Annotated in this window: 21 protein-coding genes; 13 read left to right on the top strand and 8 right to left on the bottom strand. The window is 56.8% G+C overall.

What is annotated here, in order from left to right:
- Positions 1 to 6 precede the first annotated feature (6 nt).
- Positions 7 to 777: a 1-acyl-sn-glycerol-3-phosphate acyltransferase gene (locus M2401_RS07130; protein ID WP_259101675.1), complete on the top strand. Its 771-nt coding sequence runs from the start codon at positions 7 to 9 to the stop codon at positions 775 to 777.
- A gap of 170 nt (positions 778 to 947) precedes the next feature.
- Here the strand turns inward: M2401_RS07130 and M2401_RS07125 are convergent, their stop codons facing one another.
- The 5 genes from M2401_RS07125 to dnaA form a co-directional block, all read right to left on the bottom strand.
- Positions 948 to 3,584, bottom strand: a complete 2,637-nt coding sequence (locus tag M2401_RS07125) for an MGH1-like glycoside hydrolase domain-containing protein (protein ID WP_259101038.1) — start codon at positions 3,582 to 3,584, stop codon at positions 948 to 950.
- A 174-nt stretch (positions 3,585 to 3,758) separates the two neighbouring features.
- Positions 3,759 to 6,176, bottom strand: a complete 2,418-nt coding sequence (gyrB, locus tag M2401_RS07120) for a DNA topoisomerase (ATP-hydrolyzing) subunit B (protein ID WP_259101036.1) — start codon at positions 6,174 to 6,176, stop codon at positions 3,759 to 3,761.
- Positions 6,177 to 6,180: 4 nt separating this feature from the next.
- Complete coding sequence (gene recF / locus M2401_RS07115) at positions 6,181 to 7,284, bottom strand: DNA replication/repair protein RecF (RefSeq protein WP_259101034.1); 1,104 nt, start codon at positions 7,282 to 7,284, stop codon at positions 6,181 to 6,183.
- A gap of 10 nt (positions 7,285 to 7,294) precedes the next feature.
- Entirely contained in the window at positions 7,295 to 8,398 is a 1,104-nt protein-coding gene (gene dnaN / locus M2401_RS07110) for a DNA polymerase III subunit beta (protein WP_259101032.1), read from the bottom strand.
- 42 nt (positions 8,399 to 8,440) lie between these two features.
- The gene (gene dnaA / locus M2401_RS07105; RefSeq protein WP_259101031.1) at positions 8,441 to 9,955 is read right to left on the bottom strand and encodes a chromosomal replication initiator protein DnaA; all 1,515 of its coding nucleotides are present in this window, start codon (positions 9,953 to 9,955) and stop codon (positions 8,441 to 8,443) included.
- A 590-nt stretch (positions 9,956 to 10,545) separates the two neighbouring features.
- Here dnaA and rpmH point away from each other — a divergent pair.
- From rpmH to mnmE, 5 genes are all read left to right on the top strand, one after another.
- Complete coding sequence (rpmH, locus tag M2401_RS07100) at positions 10,546 to 10,680, top strand: 50S ribosomal protein L34 (RefSeq protein ID WP_002551315.1); 135 nt, start codon at positions 10,546 to 10,548, stop codon at positions 10,678 to 10,680.
- Positions 10,681 to 10,696: 16 nt separating this feature from the next.
- Positions 10,697 to 11,098, top strand: coding sequence for a ribonuclease P protein component (rnpA, locus tag M2401_RS07095; protein ID WP_259101029.1), 402 nt, complete (start codon positions 10,697 to 10,699; stop codon positions 11,096 to 11,098).
- On the top strand, positions 11,091 to 11,339 hold the full coding sequence (gene yidD, locus M2401_RS07090) for a membrane protein insertion efficiency factor YidD (protein WP_259101028.1): 249 nt from the start codon (positions 11,091 to 11,093) through the stop codon (positions 11,337 to 11,339). Before rnpA ends, yidD begins: the two co-directional genes overlap by 8 nt.
- 2 nt (positions 11,340 to 11,341) lie before the next feature.
- On the top strand, positions 11,342 to 13,024 hold the full coding sequence (gene yidC / locus M2401_RS07085) for a membrane protein insertase YidC (RefSeq protein ID WP_259101027.1): 1,683 nt from the start codon (positions 11,342 to 11,344) through the stop codon (positions 13,022 to 13,024).
- A gap of 78 nt (positions 13,025 to 13,102) precedes the next feature.
- Positions 13,103 to 14,473 carry a tRNA uridine-5-carboxymethylaminomethyl(34) synthesis GTPase MnmE gene (mnmE, locus tag M2401_RS07080; protein ID WP_259101026.1) on the top strand — a complete coding sequence of 457 codons (1,371 nt, stop codon included), beginning with the start codon at positions 13,103 to 13,105 and terminating at the stop codon, positions 14,471 to 14,473.
- Between the two features lie 51 nt (positions 14,474 to 14,524).
- Here mnmE and M2401_RS07075 read toward each other — a convergent pair whose 3' ends face one another.
- From M2401_RS07075 to M2401_RS07065, 3 genes are all read right to left on the bottom strand, one after another.
- Positions 14,525 to 16,972 (bottom strand): TonB-dependent siderophore receptor, encoded by a 2,448-nt coding sequence (locus M2401_RS07075; RefSeq protein ID WP_259101024.1) that lies wholly within the window; start codon positions 16,970 to 16,972, stop codon positions 14,525 to 14,527.
- A 106-nt stretch (positions 16,973 to 17,078) separates the two neighbouring features.
- Positions 17,079 to 18,026, bottom strand: coding sequence for a FecR domain-containing protein (locus M2401_RS07070; RefSeq protein ID WP_259101023.1), 948 nt, complete (start codon positions 18,024 to 18,026; stop codon positions 17,079 to 17,081).
- On the bottom strand, positions 18,026 to 18,532 hold the full coding sequence (locus M2401_RS07065; protein ID WP_259101022.1) for a sigma-70 family RNA polymerase sigma factor: 507 nt from the start codon (positions 18,530 to 18,532) through the stop codon (positions 18,026 to 18,028). The genes M2401_RS07070 and M2401_RS07065 overlap by 1 nt, the downstream gene beginning before the upstream one ends.
- A 557-nt stretch (positions 18,533 to 19,089) precedes the next feature.
- Here M2401_RS07065 and mnmG point away from each other — a divergent pair.
- The 7 genes from mnmG to atpE all read left to right on the top strand — a co-directional run bounded on the left by mnmG (position 19,090) and on the right by atpE (position 25,160).
- Positions 19,090 to 20,982 carry a tRNA uridine-5-carboxymethylaminomethyl(34) synthesis enzyme MnmG gene (mnmG, locus tag M2401_RS07060; RefSeq protein ID WP_259101021.1) on the top strand — a complete coding sequence of 631 codons (1,893 nt, stop codon included), beginning with the start codon at positions 19,090 to 19,092 and terminating at the stop codon, positions 20,980 to 20,982.
- A 5-nt stretch (positions 20,983 to 20,987) separates the two neighbouring features.
- Positions 20,988 to 21,623: a 16S rRNA (guanine(527)-N(7))-methyltransferase RsmG gene (gene rsmG, locus M2401_RS07055; protein WP_259101673.1), complete on the top strand. Its 636-nt coding sequence runs from the start codon at positions 20,988 to 20,990 to the stop codon at positions 21,621 to 21,623.
- Between the two features lie 18 nt (positions 21,624 to 21,641).
- Positions 21,642 to 22,442 (top strand): ParA family protein, encoded by an 801-nt coding sequence (locus tag M2401_RS07050; RefSeq protein ID WP_259101020.1) that lies wholly within the window; start codon positions 21,642 to 21,644, stop codon positions 22,440 to 22,442.
- A gap of 9 nt (positions 22,443 to 22,451) precedes the next feature.
- Positions 22,452 to 23,324: a ParB/RepB/Spo0J family partition protein gene (locus M2401_RS07045; protein ID WP_259101019.1), complete on the top strand. Its 873-nt coding sequence runs from the start codon at positions 22,452 to 22,454 to the stop codon at positions 23,322 to 23,324.
- A gap of 146 nt (positions 23,325 to 23,470) precedes the next feature.
- Positions 23,471 to 23,878 carry a F0F1 ATP synthase subunit I gene (locus tag M2401_RS07040; RefSeq protein ID WP_259101018.1) on the top strand — a complete coding sequence of 136 codons (408 nt, stop codon included), beginning with the start codon at positions 23,471 to 23,473 and terminating at the stop codon, positions 23,876 to 23,878.
- Between the two features lie 16 nt (positions 23,879 to 23,894).
- A complete protein-coding gene (atpB, locus tag M2401_RS07035) occupies positions 23,895 to 24,764 on the top strand; it encodes a F0F1 ATP synthase subunit A (RefSeq protein ID WP_259101017.1) in 870 nt (289 codons plus the stop codon).
- A gap of 138 nt (positions 24,765 to 24,902) precedes the next feature.
- On the top strand, positions 24,903 to 25,160 hold the full coding sequence (atpE, locus tag M2401_RS07030) for a F0F1 ATP synthase subunit C (protein ID WP_002555987.1): 258 nt from the start codon (positions 24,903 to 24,905) through the stop codon (positions 25,158 to 25,160).
- Positions 25,161 to 25,190 lie beyond the last annotated feature (30 nt).

The raw sequence follows: 25,190 nt of genomic DNA, 5'->3' as shown, positions 1-25,190 counted from the left end.
GCCGCTATGTCGATCGTGCAGGCAATCAGAATCTTCTTCTTTTACCTGCTGTTGGGCACCAGCTCGTTGCTGTGGTGCTCGCTGAGTTTCTTTGTCGCCCCGTTCCTGCCGTTCCATAAGCGTTATCGCTTCATCAATGTCTATTGGTGCCGCTGTGCGTTATGGCTGACGCGGGTGTTCCTGAACATCCAGGTAAATGTAAAAGGCGCGGAAAACGTTCCCGAAACGCCCTGCGTAATTGTTTCCAATCACCAGAGCACCTGGGAAACGTTTTTCCTGTCCGCCTATTTCGATCCCCTGAGCCAGGTGCTCAAGCGCGAGTTGCTGTATGTGCCGTTCTTCGGCTGGGCCATGGCCATGTTGCGGCCTATCGCAATTGATCGGGGCAATCCCAAAGCGGCGCTGAAAGTCGTGGCGAAGAAGGGCGACGAGCTGCTCAAGGATCGCGTCTGGGTGCTGATCTTCCCGGAAGGCACCCGAGTGCCTTACGGCCAGGTTGGAAAATTCTCACGCAGCGGCGCAGCACTAGCCGTCAACGCCGAACTGCCGGTGCTGCCAATCGCTCATAACGCGGGTAAATACTGGCCGAAAGAAGGCTGGCAGAAAAAGCCCGGCACTATCGAGCTGGTGATCGGTGAACCGATGTTCGCCGAGGGCACTGGCCCGCGCGCCATCGCTGCACTCAATGATCGCGTTCAGGCCTGGAATGAAGACACTCAGCGCGCAATGGGCTCACCCGTTGCACCACTGTCGACCAACGAGAAAGCGGCTGTCTGACTTTTGTGGATAACCTGTGCACGCTTTTGAAAAACTGACTGATAAATAGCGCTAAGTGCTTAATTTTGTTATTTATTTCTTAAGCTCATTAAAGACCCAAAAACGTGCATAAGTTTTTGCAGTGATAAAAAAACCGACCTCCAGAGGTCGGTTTTTTATTGCCCGAAATTCTATTTAGCCGGCTGTAGCAGCAGTGCGACCAAGGCGCTCCATCCAGTCTGATGCGAAGCCCCTAGACCACGGCCATTCTCACCGTGAAAGTACTCGTGAAACAGCAGCAGGTCGCGACTGGCCGGATCCGCCTGCAATTGGGGGTAACCTGCCATCGACGGACGATTGCCGCTGTCATCACGTAGGAACAGACGCACCAGGCGGTCGCTAAGGCCCTGTGCCACCTCTCCCAGCGACGCCAGATAACCAGAGCCAGTCGGATACTCCACAGAGAAATTTTCGTCGTAGTAGCGGTGAAACTCGCGCAGGGATTCGATCAGCATGTAATTGATCGGCATCCACAGCGGCCCGCGCCAATTCGAGTTGCCACCGAACAAACGCGAATCAGATTCGGCGGGCTCATAGTCGGCACACAGGGTGTCGCCATTCATGCGCATCTTGAACGGCGTCTCAGCGAATGACTTGGACATGGAACGAATACCGTAGGCTGACAGAAACTCCTGCTCATCGAGCATGCGCTTGATCAGGTCCTTGGTGCGTTGCCCTCTGAGCAGGGCCAGCAGCAAACGATTGCCCTTGCCTGGCTCAGTCCAGCGCGATACCAGTTCAGCCAGATCCGGTCGGTGATGCAGAAAGCCCAGCAAGCGTTCACGCAGACCGGGCAGGCCTTCATGCTCACGCTGCTCCAGTACTTGCACGGCAAACAGCGGCATCAGGCCGACAATCGAGCGCAGGCGCACCGGCTGACGCTCGCCACCGGGGCAGCGCAGCATGTCGTAGAAGAAGCCATCCTGTTCATCCCACAAACCTTCGCCGGTGTCGTCCACCAGATTGATTGCCCCGGCGATGTACAGGAAGTGCTCGAAGAACTTCACCGACATATCCACGTACACCGCATTGCGCTTGGCCAGTTCCAGGGCGATACGCATCAGGTCCAAGGCGTAGGCCGCCACCCAGGCAGTGCCGTCGGCTTGATCGAGTTGATAACCCGCAGGGAGCGGGGCCGAGCGGTCAAAGACACCGATATTGTCGAGGCCGAGAAAGCCACCCTGAAACAGGTTACGGCCGTCGGCGTCCTTGCGATTCACCCACCAGGAAAAATTCAGCAGCAGCTTGTGGAAGATCCGCTCAAGAAATTCGGCATCACCCGTGCCCGTCTGCGCCTGCTCCATCTTGTAGACACGCCAGGATGCCCAAGCGTGTACCGGCGGGTTGGCATCGTCGAAGCGCCATTCGTAAGCCGGCAGCTGGCCGTTGGGGTGCATGAAGCGATCCTGTACCAGGGCCAGCAGTTGTTGCTTGGCAAAGCCGGGATCGATCAACGCAAAAGCAACGGCTTGAAAGGCTTGGTCCCATGAGGCGTACCACGGGTACTCCCACTTGTCCGGCATCGAAAGAATGTCGAAATTCACCAGGTGCCGCCACTGCTTGTTACGCACGTCGACCCGCTCGGGTGGCGGAGCAGCCTGGGTCGGATCACCCTTCAGCCACAGGTTCACATCGTAATAGTAGAGCTGCTTGGACCACAGCAATCCGGCCAAGGCCTGACGTTGTACGTTGCGTGCGTCGGCGCTTTCCAGTCCGCTCTGCAAGATGCCGTAAAACTCGTCGGCCTCGCTACGGCGCTTGGCAAATAACGCCTTGGCATTGACCTTGGGCGCCTCCAATGGGGCGAAGCGCAGATAGATCACCTCAGTGGCGCGGCCCTCCAGCTTCAGGCTGAAATGCGCAGCGGCACAAGTACCGCGATCCCGGCGAATGGCCTGGGTATCCCCTGCAACCAGATAGTCGTTGATGCCATCCTTGAAGGGCCCCACGGCAGGTTCACCGGAAAGCCGAGGCCAGTTGCTGTCGTTGTTACAGAAGAGCCACTCGCAGGTTTCCCGCCCCCAGGCAGTCGCCTGGCGCGATGCTTGTTTTTGTCGATGGGCGAGGACCTGAACATCATTCAACTCAAGCGTGGGGCAGGGCGCCTCCTCGGTCCAACTCCAGGTATTGCGCGCCCAAAGCTGGGGTAACACATGCAGGTGGGCCGCCAGCTCGGAACGGTTCTCCACGGTCACCCGCATGAAGATATCGTCGGCCTCGTGCTTGGCGTATTCGACGGTAATATCGAAGTAGTGGTTATCGTTGAACACTCCGGTGTCGAGAATCTCGTACTCCGGATCCGCCAAGCCACGACGCGCGTTCTCCTCGACCAGGTCGGTATAAGGAAAAGCCGCATGGGGATACTTGTAGAGCATGCGCATATAGGCATGGCTAGGCACGCCATCGAGGTGAAAGTACAACTCTTTGACGTCTTCGCCGTGATTACCTTCCGCGTTGTTCAGGCCAAACAGGCGCTCCTTGATAATGGCGTCACGACCGTTCCACAGCCCTAATCCGAGGCACCAATGCTGAGCCTTGTCGGAGAAGCCGGCCAACCCGTCCTCGCCCCAACGATAAGCGCGACTGCGTGCATGATCGTGGGGAAAATAACTCCAGGCATCGCCATCAGCGCTGTAATCCTCACGCACCGTACCCCACTGCCGATCACTCAGATAAGGCCCCCACTCACGCCAACGCTCGGCATCATCGCCTTGCAGACGCTGACCTTCAACGGTGTGCAAAAGACTCGGCTTGGACTCGTCGGGCATGCTGGCTCCGGTGTCGGGAAATAGGAATGGAGGTTAGGCGGCAGGAATGAAAAGTGGTTCCACGTGGAACAAATGCGGTTTGAAGACTGATAGGGATTCAGGGTATGCAAATAAAAACCCCGGCGCTAGGCCGGGGTAGTGAAGCTTTTGTAATGAACGCCGCCGGCGAGAACCTTAGAAATCCAGGTTCGACACCGCCAACGCATTACTCTCAATGAAGTCGCGACGAGGCTCGACCGCGTCACCCATCAGGGTGTTGAAGATCTGGTCTGCGCCGATAGCGTCTTCAATAGTGACTTTGAGCATCCGGCGAACCGCTGGGTCCATGGTGGTTTCCCACAGCTGGTCAGGGTTCATTTCGCCCAGACCTTTATAGCGCTGGATGGTGTGGCGCTTGGTGCTTTCGGTCATCAGCCAGTTCAGTGCTTCCTTGAACTCGGTGACAGGCTTCTTGCGCTCGCCACGTTGCACGTAGGCGCCTTCTTCGAGCAGTGTGCTGATCTGCAGGCCCAGGGCGGTAACGGTCTTGTAGTCGTTGCTGCCGAAGAAATCCCGGTTGAAGGTGACGTAGTTGGACAGGCCGTGTGAGATCAATTCGACCTCTGGCAGCCAGACATTACGTTCACGATCTTCACGTAGACTGGCTTTATAGACCAGACCAGACTTCTCGCCGACGCGCAGACGCGCGTCGAATTTATGCAGCCATTCTTGCATGGCCGCGTGATCGGAGAGCTGCTCAAGGGTGACCGGCGGCAAGTAGACGAAGTGCTCGGTCAGCTCCTGTGGATACAGGCGCGACAGACGCTTGAGGGTCTTCATTACCATGCGGAAATCGTTAACCAGCTTCTCCAGCGCAGCACCTGAGATACCCGGGGCGGATTCGTTGAGATGCAGGCTTGCGTCTTCCAAGGCCGAAGACGTCATGTATTCTTCCATGGCGTCGTCGTCTTTGATGTACTGCTCCTGCTTGCCCTTCTTGACCTTATACAGCGGCGGCTGGGCGATGTAGATATAGCCACGCTCGATCAGCTCAGGCAGTTGACGGAAGAAGAAGGTCAGCAACAGCGTACGGATGTGCGAACCGTCGACGTCAGCATCGGTCATGATGATGATGTTGTGATAGCGCAGCTTGTCGATGTTGTACTCTTCGCGGCCGATACCACAGCCCAGAGCGGTGATCAGCGTGCCGACTTCCTGGGACGAGATCATCTTGTCGAAACGAGCCTTTTCGACGTTGAGGATCTTGCCTTTGAGCGGCAGGATCGCCTGGGTTTTACGGTTGCGTCCCTGCTTGGCGGAACCGCCAGCAGAGTCACCTTCCACGAGGTACAGTTCGGAAAGGGCAGGGTCTTTTTCCTGGCAATCGGCCAATTTGCCCGGCAGGCCAGCGATATCCAGCGCGCCTTTACGGCGGGTCATTTCCCGAGCCTTGCGCGCAGCTTCACGAGCCCGTGCCGCGTCGATCATTTTGCCAACAACGGCTTTGGCTTCGTTCGGATTCTCCAGCAGGAAGTCGGAGAAGTACTTGCCCATTTCCTGCTCGACCGCAGTCTTCACTTCGGACGAAACCAGCTTGTCCTTGGTCTGGGAGCTGAACTTGGGATCCGGCACTTTCACCGAGATGATCGCAGTCAACCCTTCGCGTGCATCGTCACCCGTAGTCGCCACCTTATGCTTCTTCGCCAGGCCTTCCTGTTCGATATAGGTGTTGAGGTTACGGGTCAGCGCCGAACGGAAGCCCACTAGGTGAGTACCACCATCACGCTGCGGAATATTGTTGGTGAAGCAGAGCAGGTTCTCGTTGAAGCTGTCGTTCCACTGCAGGGCGATCTCGACACCAACGCCATCGTCGCGCTGGACGTTGAAGTGGAACACCTGATTGACCGGAGTCTTGTTGGTGTTCAAGTAATCGACGAACGCACGCAGGCCGCCTTCGTATTTGAACAGCTCTTCCTTGCCGCTGCGCTCGTCCTTGAGAACGATACCCACACCGGAGTTAAGGAAGGACAGTTCGCGAATGCGCTTGGCCAGGATGTCCCAGCTGAAGTGAATGTTCTTGAAGGTTTCAGCGGAAGGCTTGAAGTGGATCTCGGTGCCTGTGGTATCGCTCTCACCGACGATTTTCATGGGTTCTTGTGGAACACCATGAACGTAGGTCTGCTCCCAGATCTTGCCGCTGCGACGAACCGTAAGCAGCAGAAGTTCGGAGAGGGCGTTTACTACGGAGACACCTACGCCGTGGAGGCCGCCGGAAACTTTATACGAGTTATCGTCGAATTTACCGCCGGCATGGAGCACGGTCATGATGACCTCTGCTGCCGAGATACCTTCTTCTTTATGCACGTCTACCGGAATACCGCGGCCGTTGTCGCGCACGGTAATCGACTCGTCCGGGTGGATAATGATGCTGATGTCGTCGCAATGGCCAGCCAAAGCTTCATCAATCGAGTTATCAACAACCTCGAACACCATATGGTGGAGACCGCTGCCATCGTCGGTGTCACCGATGTACATACCGGGACGCTTGCGTACGGCATCTAGCCCTTTCAACACCTTGATGCTGGAGGAGTCGTACGTTTGATTTTCGCTCATGCAATCACTCCCGATGATCGTGGGTCTGGGTGATACGGCCTTGTTCCACGTGGAACAAAGCGACTGGCGTTTCCGTTTGCCAGCCTTCCCTCAATAATTCGTGGTCTACACAGGTGATAAAAACCTGGCAGCGTAATTCTTCAAGCAAGCGACAAAGTGCACGGCGGTGGTGCTCGTCAAGTTCAGACGGCAAGTCGTCCACCAGATAGATGCATTGACCACGGCGAGCCTGGCTGACCAAATGACCTTGGGCGATGCGCAGGGCGCAGACCACCAGTTTCTGTTGGCCGCGAGACAGAATATCTGCCGCATTGTGCGCACCCAGTCTAAGGCGCAGATCGGCGCGCTGGGGTCCGGCTTGGGTGTGGCCCATTTGCTGATCGCGCAGGAGGGACGAAGTGAGCACGGTGCTCAACTCCTTTTCCTTGTCCCAGCCTCGGTAATAGCTCAGGGTCAGACCTTCAAGCTCCACCAACTCGCTCAAAGTGTGTTCAAAGACAGGCTTCAGAGCCTTGATATACGAGCGGCGAAATTCATCGATTTCATCGCTGGCCAGACATAACTCCCGGTCCCATGCCGCTTGCGAAGCGACGTCAAGTGTACCACGCCGCAACCATGAGTTCCGCTGCCTCAGCGCCTTCTGCAGGCGCTGCCAGGTAGCCATGAACCGAGGTTCCACGTGGAACACTCCCCAGTCGAGGAACTGTCGGCGGATCTTCGGCGCTCCTTCGAGAAGGCGAAAGCTGTCCGGGTTGATTAGCTGCAACGGTAATGTTTCGGCGAGCTGAGCGGCGCTTCGCGCATTCTGCCCATCGATACGAATCTGGAACTCACCCTGTCTATCGCGAGAGATCCCCAGGTTGCTATGGCTGCCTTCAGCAAGATCGACCTGACCAAACACCGTGCAAGATGGTTGTTCGTATTGGATCACCGGCAGCAAACGAGCACTGCGAAAGGAGCGCGCGAGGCCGAGCAGATGGATGGCCTCCAGCACGCTGGTTTTTCCGCTGCCGTTGGCGCCGTGAAGGATGTTGATACGGGGAGAGGGGGAGAAGGTCACCGGGTGCAGATTGCGCACCCCGGTGACCGAGATGCGGCTAAGAGACATCCAGGTTCCGTTACAGGCGCATCGGCATGACGACGTAAGCGGAGTCGTCGTTGTCCGATTCCTGCACCAGCGCACTGCTGTTGGAGTCGGAAAGGATCAGACGAACCTGCTCGGTGGTCATCACGCCCAATACGTCGAGCAAATAGCTGACGTTGAAACCGATCTCCAGGGAACCACCGTTGTAATCAACGCTGATTTCTTCTTCGGCTTCTTCCTGCTCGGGGTTATTGGCCTGAATCTTCAATTGGCCGTTAGCCAACTGCAAGCGAATACCGCGGTACTTTTCGTTCGACAGAATGGCGGTGCGGCTGAATGCTTCGCGCAAAGCCTGGCGATCGCCGAGTACCAACTTGTCGCCACCCTTAGGCAACACGCGCTCGTAATCCGGGAACTTGCCGTCGACCAGCTTGGAGGTGAAGGTGAACTCACCGGTCGTCGCGCGAATATGGTTCTGTCCCAGGACGATGCTGACAACACCGTCCTGTTCAGTGAGCAGACGCGCCATTTCCAGGATGCCTTTACGCGGCACAATCACCTGATGACGGTCAGCCTGTTCGATATCAGCGGTCATCGAACACATGGCCAGACGGTGACCGTCGGTGGCCACGGCGCGCAATACACCGGAACTGACTTCCAGCAGCATGCCGTTGAGGTAGTAGCGAACATCCTGCTGAGCCATGGCAAAGCTGGTGCGCTCGATCAAACGACGCAACTTGCTTTGTACCAGATTGAACGTCAGCGAGCCTGGGCCTTCTTCGACTGTCGGGAAATCATTGGCTGGCAGAGTGGAAAGCGTGAAACGGCTGCGACCGGCCTTGACCACCAACTTGGCGTCGTCGACCTTGATATCGATCAGCGCATCGTTGGGCAGGCTTTTGCAGATGTCCATCAGCTTGCGCGCAGGAACGGTAATCTCCCCTGGCTCTGCCGGTTCTTCCAATTGGACGCGGCCAACCAGTTCGACTTCAAGGTCAGTACCTGTCAGTGACAGCTGCTGACCCTCTACAACCAGGAGCACGTTGGAGAGCACCGGCAAGGTCTGACGGCGTTCGACCACGCCGGCGACCAGTTGCAGGGGTTTCAACAGGGCTTCGCGTTGAATGGTGAAATGCATGGTCTAGTCCCTTGCCTTAATAAGCTGCGTTGAAGTCATTACTCAGGTTGTCAGTGTACGCAGCAGGTTCTTGTAGTCCTCGCGAATATCCGCGTCGGATTCCTTCAATTCATTGATCTTTCTGCACGCATGCAGCACGGTCGTATGGTCACGGCCGCCAAACACATCGCCAATCTCCGGCAGACTGTGGTTGGTCAGTTCCTTGGACAGCGCCATCGCCACTTGACGTGGCCGGGCTACAGACCTCGAGCGACGCTTGGACAACAGGTCGGAGATCTTGATCTTGTAGTACTCGGCCACCGTGCGCTGAATGTTATCCACACTGACCAGCTTGTCCTGCAGTGCCAACAAATCCTTCAGGGATTCGCGGATCAACTCGATGGTGATTTCACGGCCCATGAAGTGCGAGTGAGCGATAACGCGTTTGAGCGCGCCTTCAAGCTCACGAACGTTGGAACGAATACGCTGGGCAATGAAGAACGCGGCGTCGTGGGGCAAATCGACCTTGGCCTGGTCTGCCTTTTTCATCAGGATCGCGACTCGAGTCTCAAGCTCTGGCGGCTCGACGGCTACGGTCAAACCCCAGCCGAAGCGCGATTTCAGCCGCTCTTCCAGGCCTTCGATTTCCTTCGGGTAACGGTCGCTGGTCAGGATGACCTGCTGACCACCTTCAAGCAATGCGTTGAAGGTGTGGAAAAACTCCTCCTGGGAGCGTTCCTTACGGGCGAAGAATTGAATGTCATCGATCAGCAGCGCATCGACCGAACGATAGAAACGCTTGAATTCGTTGATCGCGTTCAACTGCAACGCCTTGACCATATCCGCTACGAAGCGCTCCGAATGCAGGTACACGACCTTGGCATTCGGATTCTTTTTCAGCAGGTGGTTACCCACAGCATGCATCAAGTGCGTCTTACCCAGGCCAACACCACCATAAAGGAAGAGCGGGTTGTAACCGTGCTTGGGGTTATCCGCGACTTGCCAGGCCGCCGCACGGGCGAGCTGGTTGGATTTACCTTCGACGAAATTCTCAAAAGTAAACGTACGGTTCAGATAACTGGTGTGCTTGAGCGCGCCTTCAACCTGCACCGTGCGCTGTTCGGCACGCACTGGCGCCTGCTGTGAACTGGCGCCGGCCATCGGATCGAAGCTGTCGCGAGAAGGCTCATCATTGATCTCGGCCGCTCGCCCGGCGTCAGCCTGAGGCGAAGCCGCTACAGCAACCGGCGCAACAATAGGACTTGCCGCAGCCAACGCCTGAGATGCCGCAGCAGCCAACGGAGCATTGGGTGCGGCACGAGGAGCTGAACTGCGTTTGCTGCCTATTAATAAGGAAAGCGCAGGGGCCATGCCTTGGCCGTGTTCGCCAAGCAGTTCGAGCAGACGGCCAAGGTACTTCTCATTGACCCAATCGAGAACGAAACGATTCGGCGCATAGACACGCAACTCGTCGCCTTCGGCTTCGACCTGTAGCGGACGGATCCAGGTGTTGAATTGCTGGGCAGGCAGCTCATCGCGCAAAAGCTCCACGCACTGCTGCCAAAGTTCCACTGACACGGATAACCCCTAAGTTGAACGCCGGTGAGGCAAAAACAGCCGCCATTGTACTGATCGGCGGCCGACTTATCCACATGTAGGTGAGCCTAAGCAGACGATGATTCAAGGATTTATGCGTAAAAATACAATTCCATTACGCTTTGTTAAGGTCTGTGGATAACCATGCCTCAGCTCTTTGCATAACTACCGGTCAAGCTCTGTGGATAACCACCCTGTGGATAACATCGCCTTCCATGCACAGCTTTTCCGAGGGTGCAGCACAGGCACAGCACCGTTTACCGACAACCTTTCTGATCGCTGTACACCTTTAATAATAGGGGTTGCAGAGCTTTATCCACAGATTAATTCTGCTTAAGAGTAACAAGCTTTAAAGAAAAGCTTTAAATACGTTCCTTTCTTATTTTTATGTTTGTATGCCGATTTGGTGATCAAGACGCGGCAGATCCTTACCTCCACAAAAAACCGGCTTTACAAGTAAATGAAGGAAACGCTGGTTGGAAATTGACCTAGACGCTTGCTTTCTCTAGAATCCCCGGTCTCTTAAAACGGGGGCCATTCCGGCCCGTTGTAGACGAACCAGGTAACACGCCATGAAACGTACTTTCCAACCCAGCACTATCAAGCGCGCCCGCACCCACGGTTTCCGTGCACGTATGGCCACCAAAAACGGCCGTGCAGTCCTGTCGCGTCGTCGCGCCAAAGGCCGTAAGCGTCTGGCAGTTTGATAAATCGGCACAGGAGGTGAGTCAGGACTTCAGTCGGGAAAAGCGTTTGCTGACCCCCCGGCATTTCAAGGCAGTCTTTGACTCCCCTACCGGCAAGGTACCGGGGAAAAATCTCCTGCTCCTTGCGCGCAACAACGACCTTGATCACCCCCGTCTGGGACTGGTGATTGGTAAAAAGAGCGTCAAGCTCTCCGTTCAGCGCAACCGCCTGAAACGCCTGATGCGCGATTCATTTCGCCTGCACCAAGAGATGTTGGTCGGGTGGGATATCGTGATCGTCGCGCGCAAAGGCTTGGGTGACATAGAAAACCCAGAATTGATTCAGCATTTCGGCAAGCTCTGGAAACGGCTGGCCCGCAGCCAACCGGTGCCTGAAGTGAAAACCGAACATGCAGGGGTGGACAGTCCCAATGCGTAAACTGGCACTCGTCCCGATCCAGTTTTACCGTTATGCCATTAGCCCGCTGATGGCCAGTCACTGTCGTTTCTACCCCAGTTGCTCCTGCTATGCGTATGAAGCCATCGATAATCATGGCCTTCTGCGCGGCGGCTGGCTGACCCTTCGTCGCTTGGGTCGCTGTCATCCGTGGAATGCCGGTGGTTATGACCCGGTTCCACCTGCTGTCCCCACCTCCCGTTCTTCTTCGATGGCCGAGTAATCATGGATATTAAACGCACGATCCTGATCGTCGCCCTGGCAATCGTGACCTACGTCGGGGTTCTGAAATGGAACCAAGACTACGGCCAGGCTGCCCTGCCGACTCAGAATGCTGCTGCCAGCACTACCGCACCGGGCCTTCCGGATACGGCTGCTGCCAAGAATGCTTCTGTAAGTGCCGATGTTCCCACCGCAGGTGGTGATGCCACCGCCGCGATGGAAGCGCCAGTCGCCGCCAGCAAAGACCTGATCCAGGTCCGCACCGATGTACTGAGCCTGGACATCGATCCAGTCGGCGGTGACGTCGTGCAGCTGCGTCTGCCTCTGTACCCACGTCGTCAGGACCATCCTGATGTGCCTTTCCAGCTGTTCGATAACGGCGGCGAGCGTACTTTCCTGGCACAAAGCGGCCTGACTGGCGCCAACGGTCCGGATGCTCGCGCAGCCGGTCGTCCGGTTTACTCGACCGCACAGAAGACTTATCAACTGGCTGATGGCCAGAATGAGCTGGTCGTCGACCTGAAGTTCAGCGATAACGGCGTCAATTACATCAAGCGCTTTACCTTCAAGCGCGGCCTGTATGACCTGGTTGTCAGCTACGTCATCGACAACCAGAGCGCAACGCCTTGGAGCGGCAACCTGTTTGCCCAGCTCAAGCGCGATGCCAGTTCCGACCCATCGTCGAGCACCGCCACCGGCACCGCCACCTATTTGGGTGCAGCCCTGTGGACAGCTTCCGAGCCCTACAAAAAAGTGTCGATGAAAGATATCGACAAGGGTTCGCTGAAAGAAACCGTGCAAGGTGGCTGGGTTGCCTGGCTGCAGCACTATTTCGTGACCGCGTGGATCCCGAACAAGGCTGACAGCAACGCTGTGCAGACTCGTAAAGACAGCCAAGGCAATTACATCATCGGTTTCACTGGCCCTGCCGTGGCGGTTGCGCCGGGTGCCAAGACTGAAGTCAGTGCCACGCTGTATGCCGGTCCGAAGAGTCAGGCAGTGCTCAAAGAATTGTCCCCAGGCCTGGAGCTGACGGTCGACTACGGCATTCTCTGGTTCATCGCCCAACCTATTTTCTGGCTGCTGCAACATATCCACAGCATTGTCGGCAACTGGGGCTGGTCGATCATCTTCCTGACCATGCTGATCAAGGGTCTGTTCTTCCCGCTGTCGGCTGCCAGCTACAAGTCGATGGCTCGCATGCGCGCCGTTGCACCGAAATTGGCCGCGCTGAAGGAACAACACGGCGACGACCGGCAGAAAATGTCGCAGTCGATGATGGAGCTGTACAAGAAAGAGAAGATCAACCCGCTGGGTGGATGCTTGCCGATTCTGGTACAGATGCCGGTATTCCTGTCGCTGTACTGGGTACTCCTGGAAAGCGTCGAGATGCGCCAGGCTCCATGGCTGCTGTGGATAACCGACCTGTCGATCAAGGACCCGTTCTTCATCCTGCCGATCATCATGGGCGCGACCATGTTCATCCAGCAGCGCCTGAACCCAACGCCTCCGGATCCAATGCAGGCCAAGGTGATGAAGCTGATGCCAATCATCTTCACCTTCTTCTTCCTGTGGTTCCCGGCTGGTCTGGTGCTGTACTGGGTTGTGAACAACACCCTGTCGATCACCCAGCAGTGGTATATCACTCGTCGGATCGAAGCGGCTACAAAGAAAGCTGCTGTCTGATCTAACCTGTGAATAAGTTCTACAAGACGCCCCCTAGTGGGGCGTTTTGCTATCTGTCAGTAAGTCAGGAGTCTGGCCATGAACCTTCCTCGTGAAACCATCGCCGCCATCGCCACTGCCCAAGGCCGCGGTGGCGTTGGCATTGTGCGCATATCCGGCCCGCTGGCAAGCAAGGCTGCGTTAGCGATTACCGGTCACGAAAGCAGGCCGCGCCATGCCCATTACGGCCCGTTTCGTGATGCCGACAACGAGGTCATCGATGAGGGTATCGCCCTGTATTTCCCTGGCCCGAACTCCTTCACCGGTGAGGACGTCCTCGAATTGCAGGGCCATGGTGGCCCGGTTGTGTTGGATATGCTGCTGCAACGTTGCCTGCAGTTGGGCGCTCGGCTGGCCCGTCCTGGAGAATTCAGCGAACGTGCGTTCCTTAACGACAAGCTCGACCTGGCCCAGGCCGAAGCCATCGCCGATCTGATCGAAGCCAGTTCTGCACAAGCTGCGCGTAATGCCCTGCGTTCGTTGCAAGGGGCATTTTCCCGACGTGTGGATAGCTTGGTCGAGAAGCTGATCGCCCTGCGTATCTACGTCGAGGCGGCGATTGACTTCCCCGAGGAAGAAATCGACTTTCTCGCCGATGGCCATGTACTGACCATGCTCGATGCCGTACGCGAAGAGTTATCCACAGTGTTGCGCGAAGCGGGGCAGGGCGCGTTGTTACGGGACGGTATGACGGTGGTAATCGCCGGCCGCCCCAATGCCGGTAAATCCAGCCTGCTCAACGCTCTGGCAGGTCGCGAAGCCGCCATCGTTACTGAGATCGCAGGCACCACCCGGGATGTTCTGCGCGAACATATCCACATTGATGGCATGCCTCTGCATATCGTTGATACTGCAGGGCTGCGGGATACCGACGATCAGGTAGAAATGATCGGTGTTGAACGCGCGCTCAAGGCGATCAACGAAGCCGACCGGATCCTGTTGGTGGTTGATGCCACGGCGCCTGAAGCCTCGGACCCCTTCGCTTTGTGGCCGGAATTCCTCGAAGAGCGTCCTGACCCTGCGAAAGTCACACTGATTCGCAACAAGGCAGACCTTAGTGGCGACCTGGTTGAACTGCACACCAGTGCCGATGGCCATGTCACCCTCAATCTCAGCGCCAAGGCGGGTGGGGACGGTCTGGAATTGCTGCGCAACCATTTGAAAGACTGCATGGGTTATCAACAGACCTCGGAAAGCAGCTTCAGCGCCCGTCGCAGGCACCTGGAAGCGTTGCGCCATGCCAGCGAATCCCTGGAGCATGGGCGCAATCAACTGACCTTGGCAGGAGCAGGGGAGCTGCTGGCCGAAGATTTGCGCCTGGCCCAGCAGTCGTTGGGAGAGATCACCGGCGCGTTCAGCTCGGATGATCTGTTGGGACGGATTTTTTCCAGCTTCTGTATCGGCAAATAGATATCCACAGGCTGACGAGCAGATTTTTTTCGCATCAGCCTGTGGATAGTCTTACCAGTTGTAGGAAACCGAACCCAGCAAAGTCCGGCTATCGCCCCAGTAGCAGCGGCCGGCGTCGTTACAGCCTGAAACGTATTCCTTGTCGAACAAGTTCTTGGCGTTCAGGTCGACGGACCAATTTTTGTCGATCTGATAACCAATGGCTGCGTCTACCAGGGTCACATCACCCGAATTGAGCTTGCCGTACAAGCTGCTCGGGGTGTACGAGAAGGTGCTGTCGAAGTAGCGTACGCCACCACCAACGTGGAAGCCGCTAAGCGGGCCTTCCAGGAAGCTGTATTTGGCCCAGACCGACGCCTGGTTACGCGGTACACCGGTAATCTGATGGCCCTCTATCAACGAACCTGCGGCGTCTTTGGTCACTCGCGCATCTGTATAGGTGTAGGCGGCTGTCAGGTTGAGGTTGCGGGTGATATCGCTGTTCACTTCCAGCTCTACACCCTTCGCCCGGCTTTCGCCCACTTGCCGATAGGTGGCGCTGGTGGAGTCGAAATAGGTGTCGTCTTTCTTGCGCAGATCATAGAGCGACGCAGTGAACGAGGTATTCCAGCCAATCGGGTCGTACTTGAGGCCCACTTCATATTGCGTACTGGTGATCGGATCCAGGGGCGAGCCGCCGTTGGAGATCTGCTGCACCGGTACGAACGCTGTCGAATAGCTGACATACGGCGTCAGGCCATTCTCGAATTGATACATCAGGCCAGTCTGCCAGGTGAACTTGGTATCTCGGCTGTTGATGTTGTTGGCTGTGGATAACTTGTTACGAAAATCGCTCTCTACCCAGTCCTGACGGCCGCCGAGCAGGAAGATCCATTTGTCGTATTTGCTTTGCAACTGCGCATAAGCCCCTTCCATCTGCTGGCCCAGCAGCGTGTTCTGGACGTGGATGGAGGTTACCGGATCACTTTTATACACAGGGTTGTAGATATTGATCTGCCCGGCTGAGCCGGCGTCCCAATCCTGGCTGAATGAAGTGAAGTCGTGGCTGGCGCCGAACAGCACGGTGTTATCCACAGCGCCTAGCGCAAACTTGCCTTCCAGTTGGTTATCCAGCGAATAAACCATGGATTTATTGAAGCGATCATAGGCCGTGACATTCAACTGGGTGCCGAAGCCCGCGTTATTGAGGTTGCCAGGCCAAGTCTCGTGGCGATTGATACGGGACTGCATGTAGCGCGAGTTTTGACGGAACTGCCAGTCGTCATTGAAGCTGTGGATAAATTCATAACCCACGCTCCAGGTCTCGCGCTCGAAGGTGTTCCAGTCCGGAACACCGAGCATGGTGTCCTTGTCCAGCTTGCCGTTGGGGTTATGCAGCAGAGTGCCGGCCGCAGGCAGGCCGAGCTCCATATTGGTGTGGTCCTTCTGGTAGTTGGCCAGCAGGGTCAGGCTGTTGTAATCATCGAAGTTCAGGGTCAGGGACGGCGCGATATACATACGATCGTCAGGCACATGGTCGACCTGGGTATCGGACTTGCGCCCCAGCATGACCAGGCGACCCTGGATATTGCCGCTGTCATTCAGCGGCCCGGAAACATCCACTCCCAGCTGTCGGCGATTGTTGGAGCCGTAACTGAGCTGGATCTCGCCCTGGGGCGTGCTGGTCGGACGCTTGCTGACCAGATTGACCAAACCACCCGGTGCGTTCTCGCCGTAGAGGATCGAGGACGGGCCGCGGAAGATCTCGATCCGTTCCAGGCCGTAAGGCTCAGTGGTGGTGTCATAGCGATTGCCCTGCACACGCAAGCCGTCGCGCATCAGGCCATAGCCGTAATCGGTGGCGTTAAACCCACGAATGAAGAACAGGTCACCTGCGAGGCTATCGCCGGCCGCAAAGGGCGGGGCGAAGATACCGGGCACGTAGCCCAGGGCGTCGGTAAGGCTCTGGGACTTTTGATCCTTGATGCGCTGTTCCGTGACCACCGACACCGAGCGCGGGGTTTCAGAGAGTGCTGTGCTGGTCTTGGTCCCGGCCCGGCTTTTTTCTGCCTTGTAACCACGGTTGTCTGCGCTGTCCCCTGCATCGGTAGCGAGCTGACGGCTGTTGATAAGTGTCGGGTCCAGCACCACCGAACCATTCTGCGGCACCGCCTGCAAGGTGTAAGAACCCGGAGCCTGGGTCGCCGCCTGCAGCCCGGAGCCTCGCAGTAAAAGGATGAAACCCTGTTCAACCGAATAGTTACCCACAAGTCCCGGACTGCTACGGTTGGCGGTCTGGCCTGGAGAGAACGACAGAATCACGTTGGAAGCCGAGGCGAATTGGCTCAACACGCTCTCCAGCGGACCGGCGGCGATGGAATAGTTATGCACAGCCGTATCAGCAGCGGCATAGGGGGAAACCAGCGCGGCACTGATAGCACTGCTCAGTAATAGACTGCAGGCGAGGTAGTGTCGGGAAACGTGCTGGCGAGCAGGTGTCGGGATCTGTGGAAAGCGCATTGTTATGTCGGCCCTGAAGGTAACGAATACACGCGTGAGTCGCGATTACCTCAAGGGCCGAACCACGTCGAAAAAAGATCGCACCTGTGAATAAAAAATTTTCGGATCAGCTGGCGTACTTGATGGACACCCAATAACGGCTGAAATAACTCACCCGGATAGGCAGCGAGGTCTGTAGGTTGGCGAGCACCGCATCGATGGCGTCCAGGCGAAATGCACCCGATACATGCAAGCGCGCGGCGCGTTGATCGCACTGCATGGCGCCTGTACGGTAGCGGGACAGCTCATCGATGACATCACCCAGGCACGCATCCAGCACTATCAATTGGCCATCGACCCACGCAGTCTCCGTAGGCCGACACAAGCGACTCGGCCCGAGACTGTAGCTATCAAAGTCCGCGCTCTCTCCGGCCTTGAGCACGCCGCCTTCACCGCTGCCGGCATTGGGCAGAATGCGAACCTGGTCCTCGAGGACGCCGACATGAGTGCTATGGGATAACTGGCGTACCGAGAAACTTGTCCCCAAGGCCTGCACACGGCCTTGATGGCTTTCGACGAAAAACGGCCGGGTATCGCCGCGTTTACCGGTGCGAATAAACACCTCCCCGGCACGTAGACGAATCAGGCGCTCGCGTTCATCGAAAAGCACATCCACTGCGGTATCGGTATTGAGCTCCAGCCGAGTGCCATCGGCCAGATCCAGGCGCCTGCGTTCGCCGACCCGGGTTCTGTAGTCCGCCCAGACATTGCCCAGGGACGTCTTCTCCTGCAGCCCCCAGCCAATACCGCCGACGCCAGCCAGAATCAGCAGCATGCGCAGTACCTGACGGCGTTGTTGGGTGTCGGATAACGCGCGCCGGGTCAGATCCCGGGGCAGGGCGCCGAGATTGCGTTGCAGCTGTTCCATATGTTGCCAGGCGGCCTGATGCGCCGGATCACTGTCCAGCCAGCGTTGCCAGGCCTGCTGTTGCGCGGGTGTCGGTGGCTCGCTCTGGAACTGTACGTACCAGTTGGCGGCGGCAGTGAAGGTTTTACGATCAGGAGCAACAGCCATCACAAGCCGGCCATGATCAGGGAGCATTCGGTAAAGGCGCGAACCATGTATTTCTTCACGGTGGTAAGAGACAGGCTCAGCTCATCCGCGATCTGTTGATAACTCAGACCTTCCACCTGGGACAACATGAAAATCTTCTGCACCCGTGCGCCCAGGCTCGCCAATGTTTTATCCACAGCGACCAGGGTTTCGATCACCACAGCCTTATCTTCCTCGCTGATTTCCGTGACCTCAGGACGCGCCGCCAGGGCTTCCAGGTACGCCGCTTCGATGGCTCGCCGACGGTAGCGATCGATTACCAGGCCACGGGCAATGGTCGTCAGGTAGTCACGGGGCTCACGAATCTGCATGGCATTGCGCGAGACCAGAATGCGCACAAAGGTGTCATGGGCTACATCAGCCGCATCGCAAGCATTGTGCAGCTTGCCCTTGAGCCAGCCATTCAACCACGAATGGTGCTGTTCATAGATGCGCTGGACGGCAGAGGTGTGCGTGAAAGAAGACATAGACGTGAAAATACACAAATGATAATGGCTATTATTAGCTTTTGTTTCTGTATCTAACAATAGCCATTCGCTTTGTAGCTTCCCGCCTCAGCGCCCTCGATGTCCTCCCGCCTACGTAGAGGAGGACCCCAGTACCTGCCTTTTTCGACGTACGGCAACACATTTCTGTGGATTAAGCCCTGTGCATAACCATGCCTCAGCTCAGTTGATAACCAGGCCTCTTGCCTGAGGATAACCCCCCCTGTGGACAAACAGCCATTTAATCCACAGGCTTAAACCGGTTATCCAGAACGCTGAATGGCACCTGATCACAGACTTTTGAATCTCTGTACACATTATAAAACGTGGCCTGTAGAGATCTATCCACAGAAAGGTGGCTCAGTATAAATAAGCTTTAAAATAAGGTTTTATAAAACTTCTCTCTCTTTTATTTTCTTTATTCGAGAGTTTTCCACAGCTGGTTAAATTTTGTCCAAGAGGTTTCATTCAGGAAGGGGAAGTCCCTATACTTGTCACCTTTCCCAATATTCCTATCTAGAACAGGCACGAGGTGCGTGGTGGATTTCCCTTCCCGTTTTGAAGTGATCGTCATCGGTGGCGGTCATGCCGGTACCGAGGCAGCACTGGCGTCTGCACGCATGGGTGCAAAAACCCTGCTGTTGACGCATAACGTGGAAACCCTCGGGCAAATGAGCTGCAACCCTGCCATTGGCGGGATTGGTAAAAGCCATCTGGTCAAAGAGATCGATGCCCTCGGCGGAGCAATGGCCACGGCCACTGACCTGGGCGGCATTCAGTTCCGTGTATTGAACAGCCGCAAAGGCCCGGCCGTACGAGCTACCCGGGCACAAGCAGATCGCGTGCTGTACAAGGCGGCGATTCGCGAAATCATTGAAAACCAGCCGAACCTGTGGATATTCCAGCAGGCCTGCGATGACCTGATCGTCGAGCAGGATCAGGTACGCGGCGTTGTTACTCAGATGGGTCTGCGAATCATGGCCGACTCCGTGGTGCTGACCACCGGGACCTTCCTCGGCGGACTTATCCACATTGGCATGCAGAACTACTCGGGTGGCCGAGCCGGTGATCCACCGTCAATCGCCCTGGCGCATCGTCTGCGTGAATTGCCGCTGCGCGTCGGCCGTCTGAAAACCGGCACGCCGCCGCGTATCGATGGCCGTTCGGTGGATTTCTCGGTGATGACCGAGCAGCCAGGTGATACGCCGATCCCGGTGATGTCGTTCCTTGGTTCCAAAGAGCAGCATCCACGGCAGGTCAGTTGCTGGATTACTCACACCAATGCCCGTACCCACGAAATCATCGCGGCCAATCTGGACCGTTCACCGATGTATTCCGGGGTGATCGAAGGCATCGGCCCGCGTTACTGCCCGTCCATCGAAGACAAGATTCATCGCTTTGCCGACAAGCAGAGCCATCAGGTGTTCATCGAGCCCGAAGGCCTGACCACCCATGAGCTGTATCCCAACGGCATCTCGACCTCCTTGCCGTTTGACGTGCAATTGCAGGTGGTGCGCTCGATTGTGGGGATGGAAAACGCCCATATCGTTCGCCCTGGCTATGCCATCGAATACGATTATTTCGACCCACGGGATCTGAAATACAGTCTGGAAACCAAGGTCATTGCCGGGTTGTTCTTTGCCGGGCAGATCAACGGTACTACTGGTTACGAAGAAGCTGGCGCCCAGGGTTTATTGGCTGGAGCCAACGCTGCACTGCGTGCACAGGGCAAGGACAGCTGGTGCCCGCGTCGCGATGAGGCCTACATCGGCGTGTTGGTCGATGACCTGATTACGTTGGGTACGCAAGAACCCTATCGGATGTTCACCTCCCGGGCCGAATACCGCCTGATTCTGCGTGAAGACAACGCCGATCTGCGCCTGACCGAAAAAGGTCGCGAGCTGGGTTTGATCGACGATGCGCGCTGGGCTGCGTTCTGTACCAAGCGCGAAAGCATCGAGCGCGAAGAGCAGCGCCTGAAAAGCACCTGGGTTCGTCCCGGTACCGAACAGGGCGAGGCGATTGCCAGCCATTACGGCACGCCGCTGACCCACGAATACAATCTGCTCAACCTGTTGAGCCGACCTGAAATCGACTACGCCAGCCTGATTTCCCTGACGGGCGAAGGTGCAAGTGATCCACAGGTCGCCGAACAGGTCGAAATCAAGACCAAATACGCCGGGTACATTGATCGTCAACAAGACGAAATCGCCCGCCTGCGCGCCAGTGAAGACACTCGCCTGCCGGAAGACATCGACTACACGACGATTTCCGGCCTGTCGAAAGAGATTCAGGGCAAGCTGGGGATAACTCGTCCCGAGACCCTTGGCCAGGCGTCGCGTATTCCGGGTGTCACCCCGGCGGCGATTTCCCTGTTAATGATCCATCTGAAAAAACGCGGCGCGGGCCGTCAATTGGAGCAAAGCGCTTGAGTTCTATGGTCACCCCGCAACACGCTGAAGAGTTATCCCGTGGCGCCGAACAACTGGGCGTCAGCCTGACTGAGGCCCAGCACACCCAACTGTTGGGTTATCTGGCGCTGCTGATCAAGTGGAACAAGGCCTACAACCTGACCGCAGTACGCAATCCGGACGAAATGGTTTCGCGTCATCTGCTCGACAGCCTCAGCGTCGTGCCCTTCATCGAAGGCGAGCGCTGGCTGGATGTCGGCAGTGGTGGCGGTATGCCTGGTATTCCATTGGCAATCCTGTTCCCGGACATGAAAGTCACGGTACTGGACAGTAATGGCAAGAAAACCCGCTTCCTGACTCAGGTCAAACTGGAGCTGAAGCTGGCTAACCTGGAAGTTATCCACAGTCGGGCAGAAGCCTGGCAGCCGGCACTACCGTTCACCGGAATTGTTTCCCGTGCCTTCAGCAGTCTGGAAGACTTCACGGGCTGGACGCGCCACATGGGCGATACCGAAACCCGCTGGCTGGCGATGAAAGGGCTGCATCCCGCTGATGAGCTGGTAGCATTGCCCGCAGACTTTCACCTGGATAGCGAGCAGGCCTTGACCGTACCGGGTTGCCAAGGCCAACGCCATCTGCTGATACTGCGCCGCACGGCATGATTGGGAACACAAGCAAGAATGGCTAAGGTATTCGCGATAGCGAACCAAAAGGGTGGCGTGGGTAAAACCACCACCTGCATCAACCTCGCAGCTTCACTGGTCGCGACCAAGCGCCGTGTGCTGCTGATCGACCTCGATCCACAAGGCAACGCCACCATGGGTAGTGGTGTGGATAAACACGGCCTGGAACATTCGGTCTATGACCTGCTGATCGGCGAATGCGACCTGGCCCAGGCCATGCAGTTCTCCGAGCACGGCGGTTATCAACTGCTGCCGGCCAACCGCGACCTGACCGCCGCCGAAGTGGTACTGCTGGAAATGCAAATGAAGGAAAGTCGCCTGCGCAATGCCCTGGCGGCAATCCGCGAGAATTACGACTACATCCTGATCGACTGCCCGCCGTCGCTGTCGATGCTGACGCTCAATGCACTAGTGGCCGCCGATGGCGTGATTATCCCCATGCAGTGCGAGTATTTCGCCCTCGAAGGTCTCAGCGACCTTGTGGATAACATCAAGCGTATCGCCGAATTGCTCAACCCGGAGCTGAAAATCGAAGGGTTGCTGCGCACCATGTACGACCCGCGCCTGAGTCTGATCAACGATGTTTCGGCGCAACTCAAGGAGCACTTTGGCGAGCAGCTGTACGACACCGTGATCCCGCGCAACATTCGCCTGGCCGAGGCGCCGAGTTTCGGCATGCCCGCCCTGGCCTATGACAAGACGTCACGCGGTGCCCTGGCTTACCTCGCGCTGGCCGGTGAAATGGTCCGTCGTCAGCGCCGTGCAACACCTTCGCGCACCGCCGCCCAGCCAACTTAAGGAAATCCCATGGCCGTCAAGAAAAGAGGTCTCGGACGTGGGCTGGACGCACTTCTGAGCAGTCCAACCGTCAGTTCGCTGGAAGAACAGGCCAGCCAGGTCGATCAGCGTGAGCTGCAGCACGTTCCCCTGGACCTGATCCAACGCGGCAAATACCAGCCGCGTCGGGACATGGACCCGCAGGCGCTGGAAGAACTGGCCGCATCGATCAAGGCCCAGGGCGTGATGCAACCGATCGTGATCCGTCCGGTCGGCAACAACCGTTTTGAAATCATCGCTGGTGAACGCCGCTGGCGCGCCAGCCAGCAGGCCGGTCTGGACACCATCCCGGCGATGGTCCGCGACGTTTCCGATGAAACCGCCATTGCCATGGCGCTGATCGAAAACATTCAGCGCGAAGATCTGAATCCTGTTGAGGAAGCGGTAGCCCTGCAGCGTTTGCAGCAGGAGTTCCAGCTGACCCAGCAACAGGTCGCCGACGCTGTGGGTAAGTCCCGGGTCAGCGTGGCCAACCTGCTGCGCCTGATTGCCCTGCCTGAAGTAATCAAGACCATGCTGTCCCATGGCGACCTGGAAATGGGTCATGCCAGGGCATTGCTCGGTTTACCCGAAGAACAGCAGGTGGAAGGGGCGCGACACGTTGTCGCACGTGGCCTTACCGTACGTCAGACCGAGGCCCTGGTTCGCCAGTGGTTAAGTGGCAAACCGGCCCCCGCGCAACCGGTCAAAACCGATCCGGATATTAGCCGACTTGAGCAGCGTCTGGCCGAACGGCTGGGCTCTGCGGTGCAGATCCGCCATGGTCAGAAGGGAAAAGGCCAGTTGGTGATCCGCTATAACTCGCTGGATGAGCTGCAAGGAGTGCTCGCTCACATTCGCTGAAACAATTGCAGTGTAGCGTGTAGTCGGAAATCACTACCCGACAGTTGAATAGGGGCTGAACCGCCCCTATACTCTGCGCGCATTTTGTCGGCACAAATTATGCCAAGTAGTTGATTTTGGCGGCCGACCTCCGAGGAACAGTTGTGATGGAATCACGCATGCAAAACCGCCTGCCTTTCCATCGCCTAGCGGTTTTTCCAGTACTGCTGGCTCAAGTTATTACCCTGCTGCTGGCGGCATTGACGCTTTGGCAGTGGCAGGGTGTCGTAGTTGGGTATTCAGGTCTTTGCGGAGGCCTGATAGCTTGGCTGCCCAATCTGTACTTTGCTCACAAGGCTTTCCGGTTTTCCGGGGCTAGAGCAGCGCAAGCCATCGTCCGGTCCTTTTATGCCGGCGAGGCAGGCAAATTGATATTAACGGCAGTGCTTTTTGCGCTGACCTTTGCAGGTGTGAAGCCATTGGCGCCGCTGGCTGTATTCGGCGTGTTCATGTTGATCCAGGCGGTCAGCTGGTTCGCTCCCCTGCTAATGAAAATAAGATTTTTGAGACCTTAGGGCGTTTGAGGCAACCATGGCAGAGCAAACAGCTTCGGGCTATATCCAGCACCACTTGCAGAACTTGACCTTTGGTCATTTGCCTGACGGCTCTTGGGGCTTCGCCCACGATGCAGCCGCAGCGAAGGAAATGGGCTTCTGGGCTTTCCACGTCGATACCCTCGGCTGGTCGGTCGCACTGGGCCTGATTTTCATCCTGATTTTCCGCATGGCGGCAAAAAAGGCGACCTCCGGCCAGCCTGGCGCTCTGCAGAACTTCGTTGAAGTGCTGGTCGAGTTCGTCGACGGCAGCGTAAAAGACAGCTTCCATGGTCGTAGCCCGGTGATTGCACCACTGGCACTGACCATTTTTGCCTGGGTGTTCCTGATGAACGCCGTCGACCTGATCCCCGTGGACTGGATTCCAGCCCTGGCGGTCAAGGTGTCGGGCAACGAGCACACCTTCTTCCGTGCCGTTTCCACGACTGACCCGAACGCTACCCTGGGCATGGCCCTGTCGGTGTTCGCGCTGATCATTTTCTACAGCATCAAAGTCAAGGGCATCGGCGGCTTCATCGGTGAACTGACCCTGCACCCGTTCGGCAGCAAGAACATTTTTGTTCAGGCGCTGTTGATTCCGGTGAACTTCCTGCTTGAATTCGTGACCCTGATCGCCAAGCCGATTTCCCTGGCTCTGCGACTGTTCGGCAACATGTACGCTGGTGAACTGGTCTTCATCCTGATCGCTGTGATGTTCGGCAGCGGTCTGCTCTGGCTCAGTGGCCTGGGTGTGGTTCTGCAATGGGCGTGGGCGGTATTCCACATCCTGATCATCACCCTGCAAGCGTTCATCTTCATGATGCTGACCATCGTCTACCTGTCGATGGCTCACGAAGATAACCATTAAGACTCGTCCGCGCGTCTGATGTCCCACTCATTCAGGCAGATGAGTGGGGGGCCCGCGAGGGCGTTGTACAAACGATTTTGCTTTACCGCTTTAATCTAAAAAAACCTAACCAATACGACGTAAAAGTCGGGAGGAAAGATGGAAACTGTAGTTGGTCTAACTGCTATCGCTGTTGCACTGCTGATCGGCCTGGGCGCACTGGGTACTGCAATCGGTTTCGGCCTGCTGGGCGGTAAATTCCTGGAAGGCGCAGCGCGTCAACCAGAAATGGTTCCAATGCTGCAAGTCAAAATGTTCATCGTCGCTGGCCTGCTCGACGCCGTGACCATGATCGGTGTTGGTATCGCTCTGTTCTTCACCTTTGCGAACCCCTTCGTTGGTCAACTCGCTGGCTAATCGCTCGAATTTTCGAGTTGATTGGTGTGA

Source organism: Pseudomonas sp. JUb42, assembly GCF_024807945.1.
Lineage (GTDB): Bacteria > Pseudomonadota > Gammaproteobacteria > Pseudomonadales > Pseudomonadaceae > Aquipseudomonas.
The sequence above is the reverse complement of the archived record's forward strand: the minus strand, read 5'-3'. Positions and strand labels throughout refer to the sequence as shown.

Excerpts from the sequence above, each read along its gene's own strand:
- M2401_RS07045 (WP_259101019.1), top strand. The coding sequence starts at position 22,452 with ATGGCCGTCAAGAAAAGAGGTCTCGGACGTGGGCTGGACGCACTTCTG.
- rpmH (WP_002551315.1), top strand. The coding sequence starts at position 10,546 with ATGAAACGTACTTTCCAACCCAGCACTATCAAGCGCGCCCGCACCCAC.
- M2401_RS07075 (WP_259101024.1), bottom strand. The coding sequence starts at position 16,972 with ATGCGCTTTCCACAGATCCCGACACCTGCTCGCCAGCACGTTTCCCGA.
- atpE (WP_002555987.1), top strand. The coding sequence starts at position 24,903 with ATGGAAACTGTAGTTGGTCTAACTGCTATCGCTGTTGCACTGCTGATC.
- rsmG (WP_259101673.1), top strand. The coding sequence starts at position 20,988 with ATGGTCACCCCGCAACACGCTGAAGAGTTATCCCGTGGCGCCGAACAA.
- mnmE (WP_259101026.1), top strand. The coding sequence starts at position 13,103 with ATGAACCTTCCTCGTGAAACCATCGCCGCCATCGCCACTGCCCAAGGC.
- gyrB (WP_259101036.1), bottom strand. The coding sequence starts at position 6,176 with ATGAGCGAAAATCAAACGTACGACTCCTCCAGCATCAAGGTGTTGAAA.
- M2401_RS07130 (WP_259101675.1), top strand. The coding sequence starts at position 7 with ATGTCGATCGTGCAGGCAATCAGAATCTTCTTCTTTTACCTGCTGTTG.
- yidC (WP_259101027.1), top strand. The coding sequence starts at position 11,342 with ATGGATATTAAACGCACGATCCTGATCGTCGCCCTGGCAATCGTGACC.
- M2401_RS07125 (WP_259101038.1), bottom strand. The coding sequence starts at position 3,584 with ATGCCCGACGAGTCCAAGCCGAGTCTTTTGCACACCGTTGAAGGTCAG.
- M2401_RS07040 (WP_259101018.1), top strand. The coding sequence starts at position 23,471 with ATGGAATCACGCATGCAAAACCGCCTGCCTTTCCATCGCCTAGCGGTT.
- dnaN (WP_259101032.1), bottom strand. The coding sequence starts at position 8,398 with ATGCATTTCACCATTCAACGCGAAGCCCTGTTGAAACCCCTGCAACTG.
- M2401_RS07065 (WP_259101022.1), bottom strand. The coding sequence starts at position 18,532 with ATGTCTTCTTTCACGCACACCTCTGCCGTCCAGCGCATCTATGAACAG.
- recF (WP_259101034.1), bottom strand. The coding sequence starts at position 7,284 with ATGTCTCTTAGCCGCATCTCGGTCACCGGGGTGCGCAATCTGCACCCG.
- M2401_RS07070 (WP_259101023.1), bottom strand. The coding sequence starts at position 18,026 with ATGGCTGTTGCTCCTGATCGTAAAACCTTCACTGCCGCCGCCAACTGG.
- yidD (WP_259101028.1), top strand. The coding sequence starts at position 11,091 with ATGCGTAAACTGGCACTCGTCCCGATCCAGTTTTACCGTTATGCCATT.
- atpB (WP_259101017.1), top strand. The coding sequence starts at position 23,895 with ATGGCAGAGCAAACAGCTTCGGGCTATATCCAGCACCACTTGCAGAAC.
- M2401_RS07050 (WP_259101020.1), top strand. The coding sequence starts at position 21,642 with ATGGCTAAGGTATTCGCGATAGCGAACCAAAAGGGTGGCGTGGGTAAA.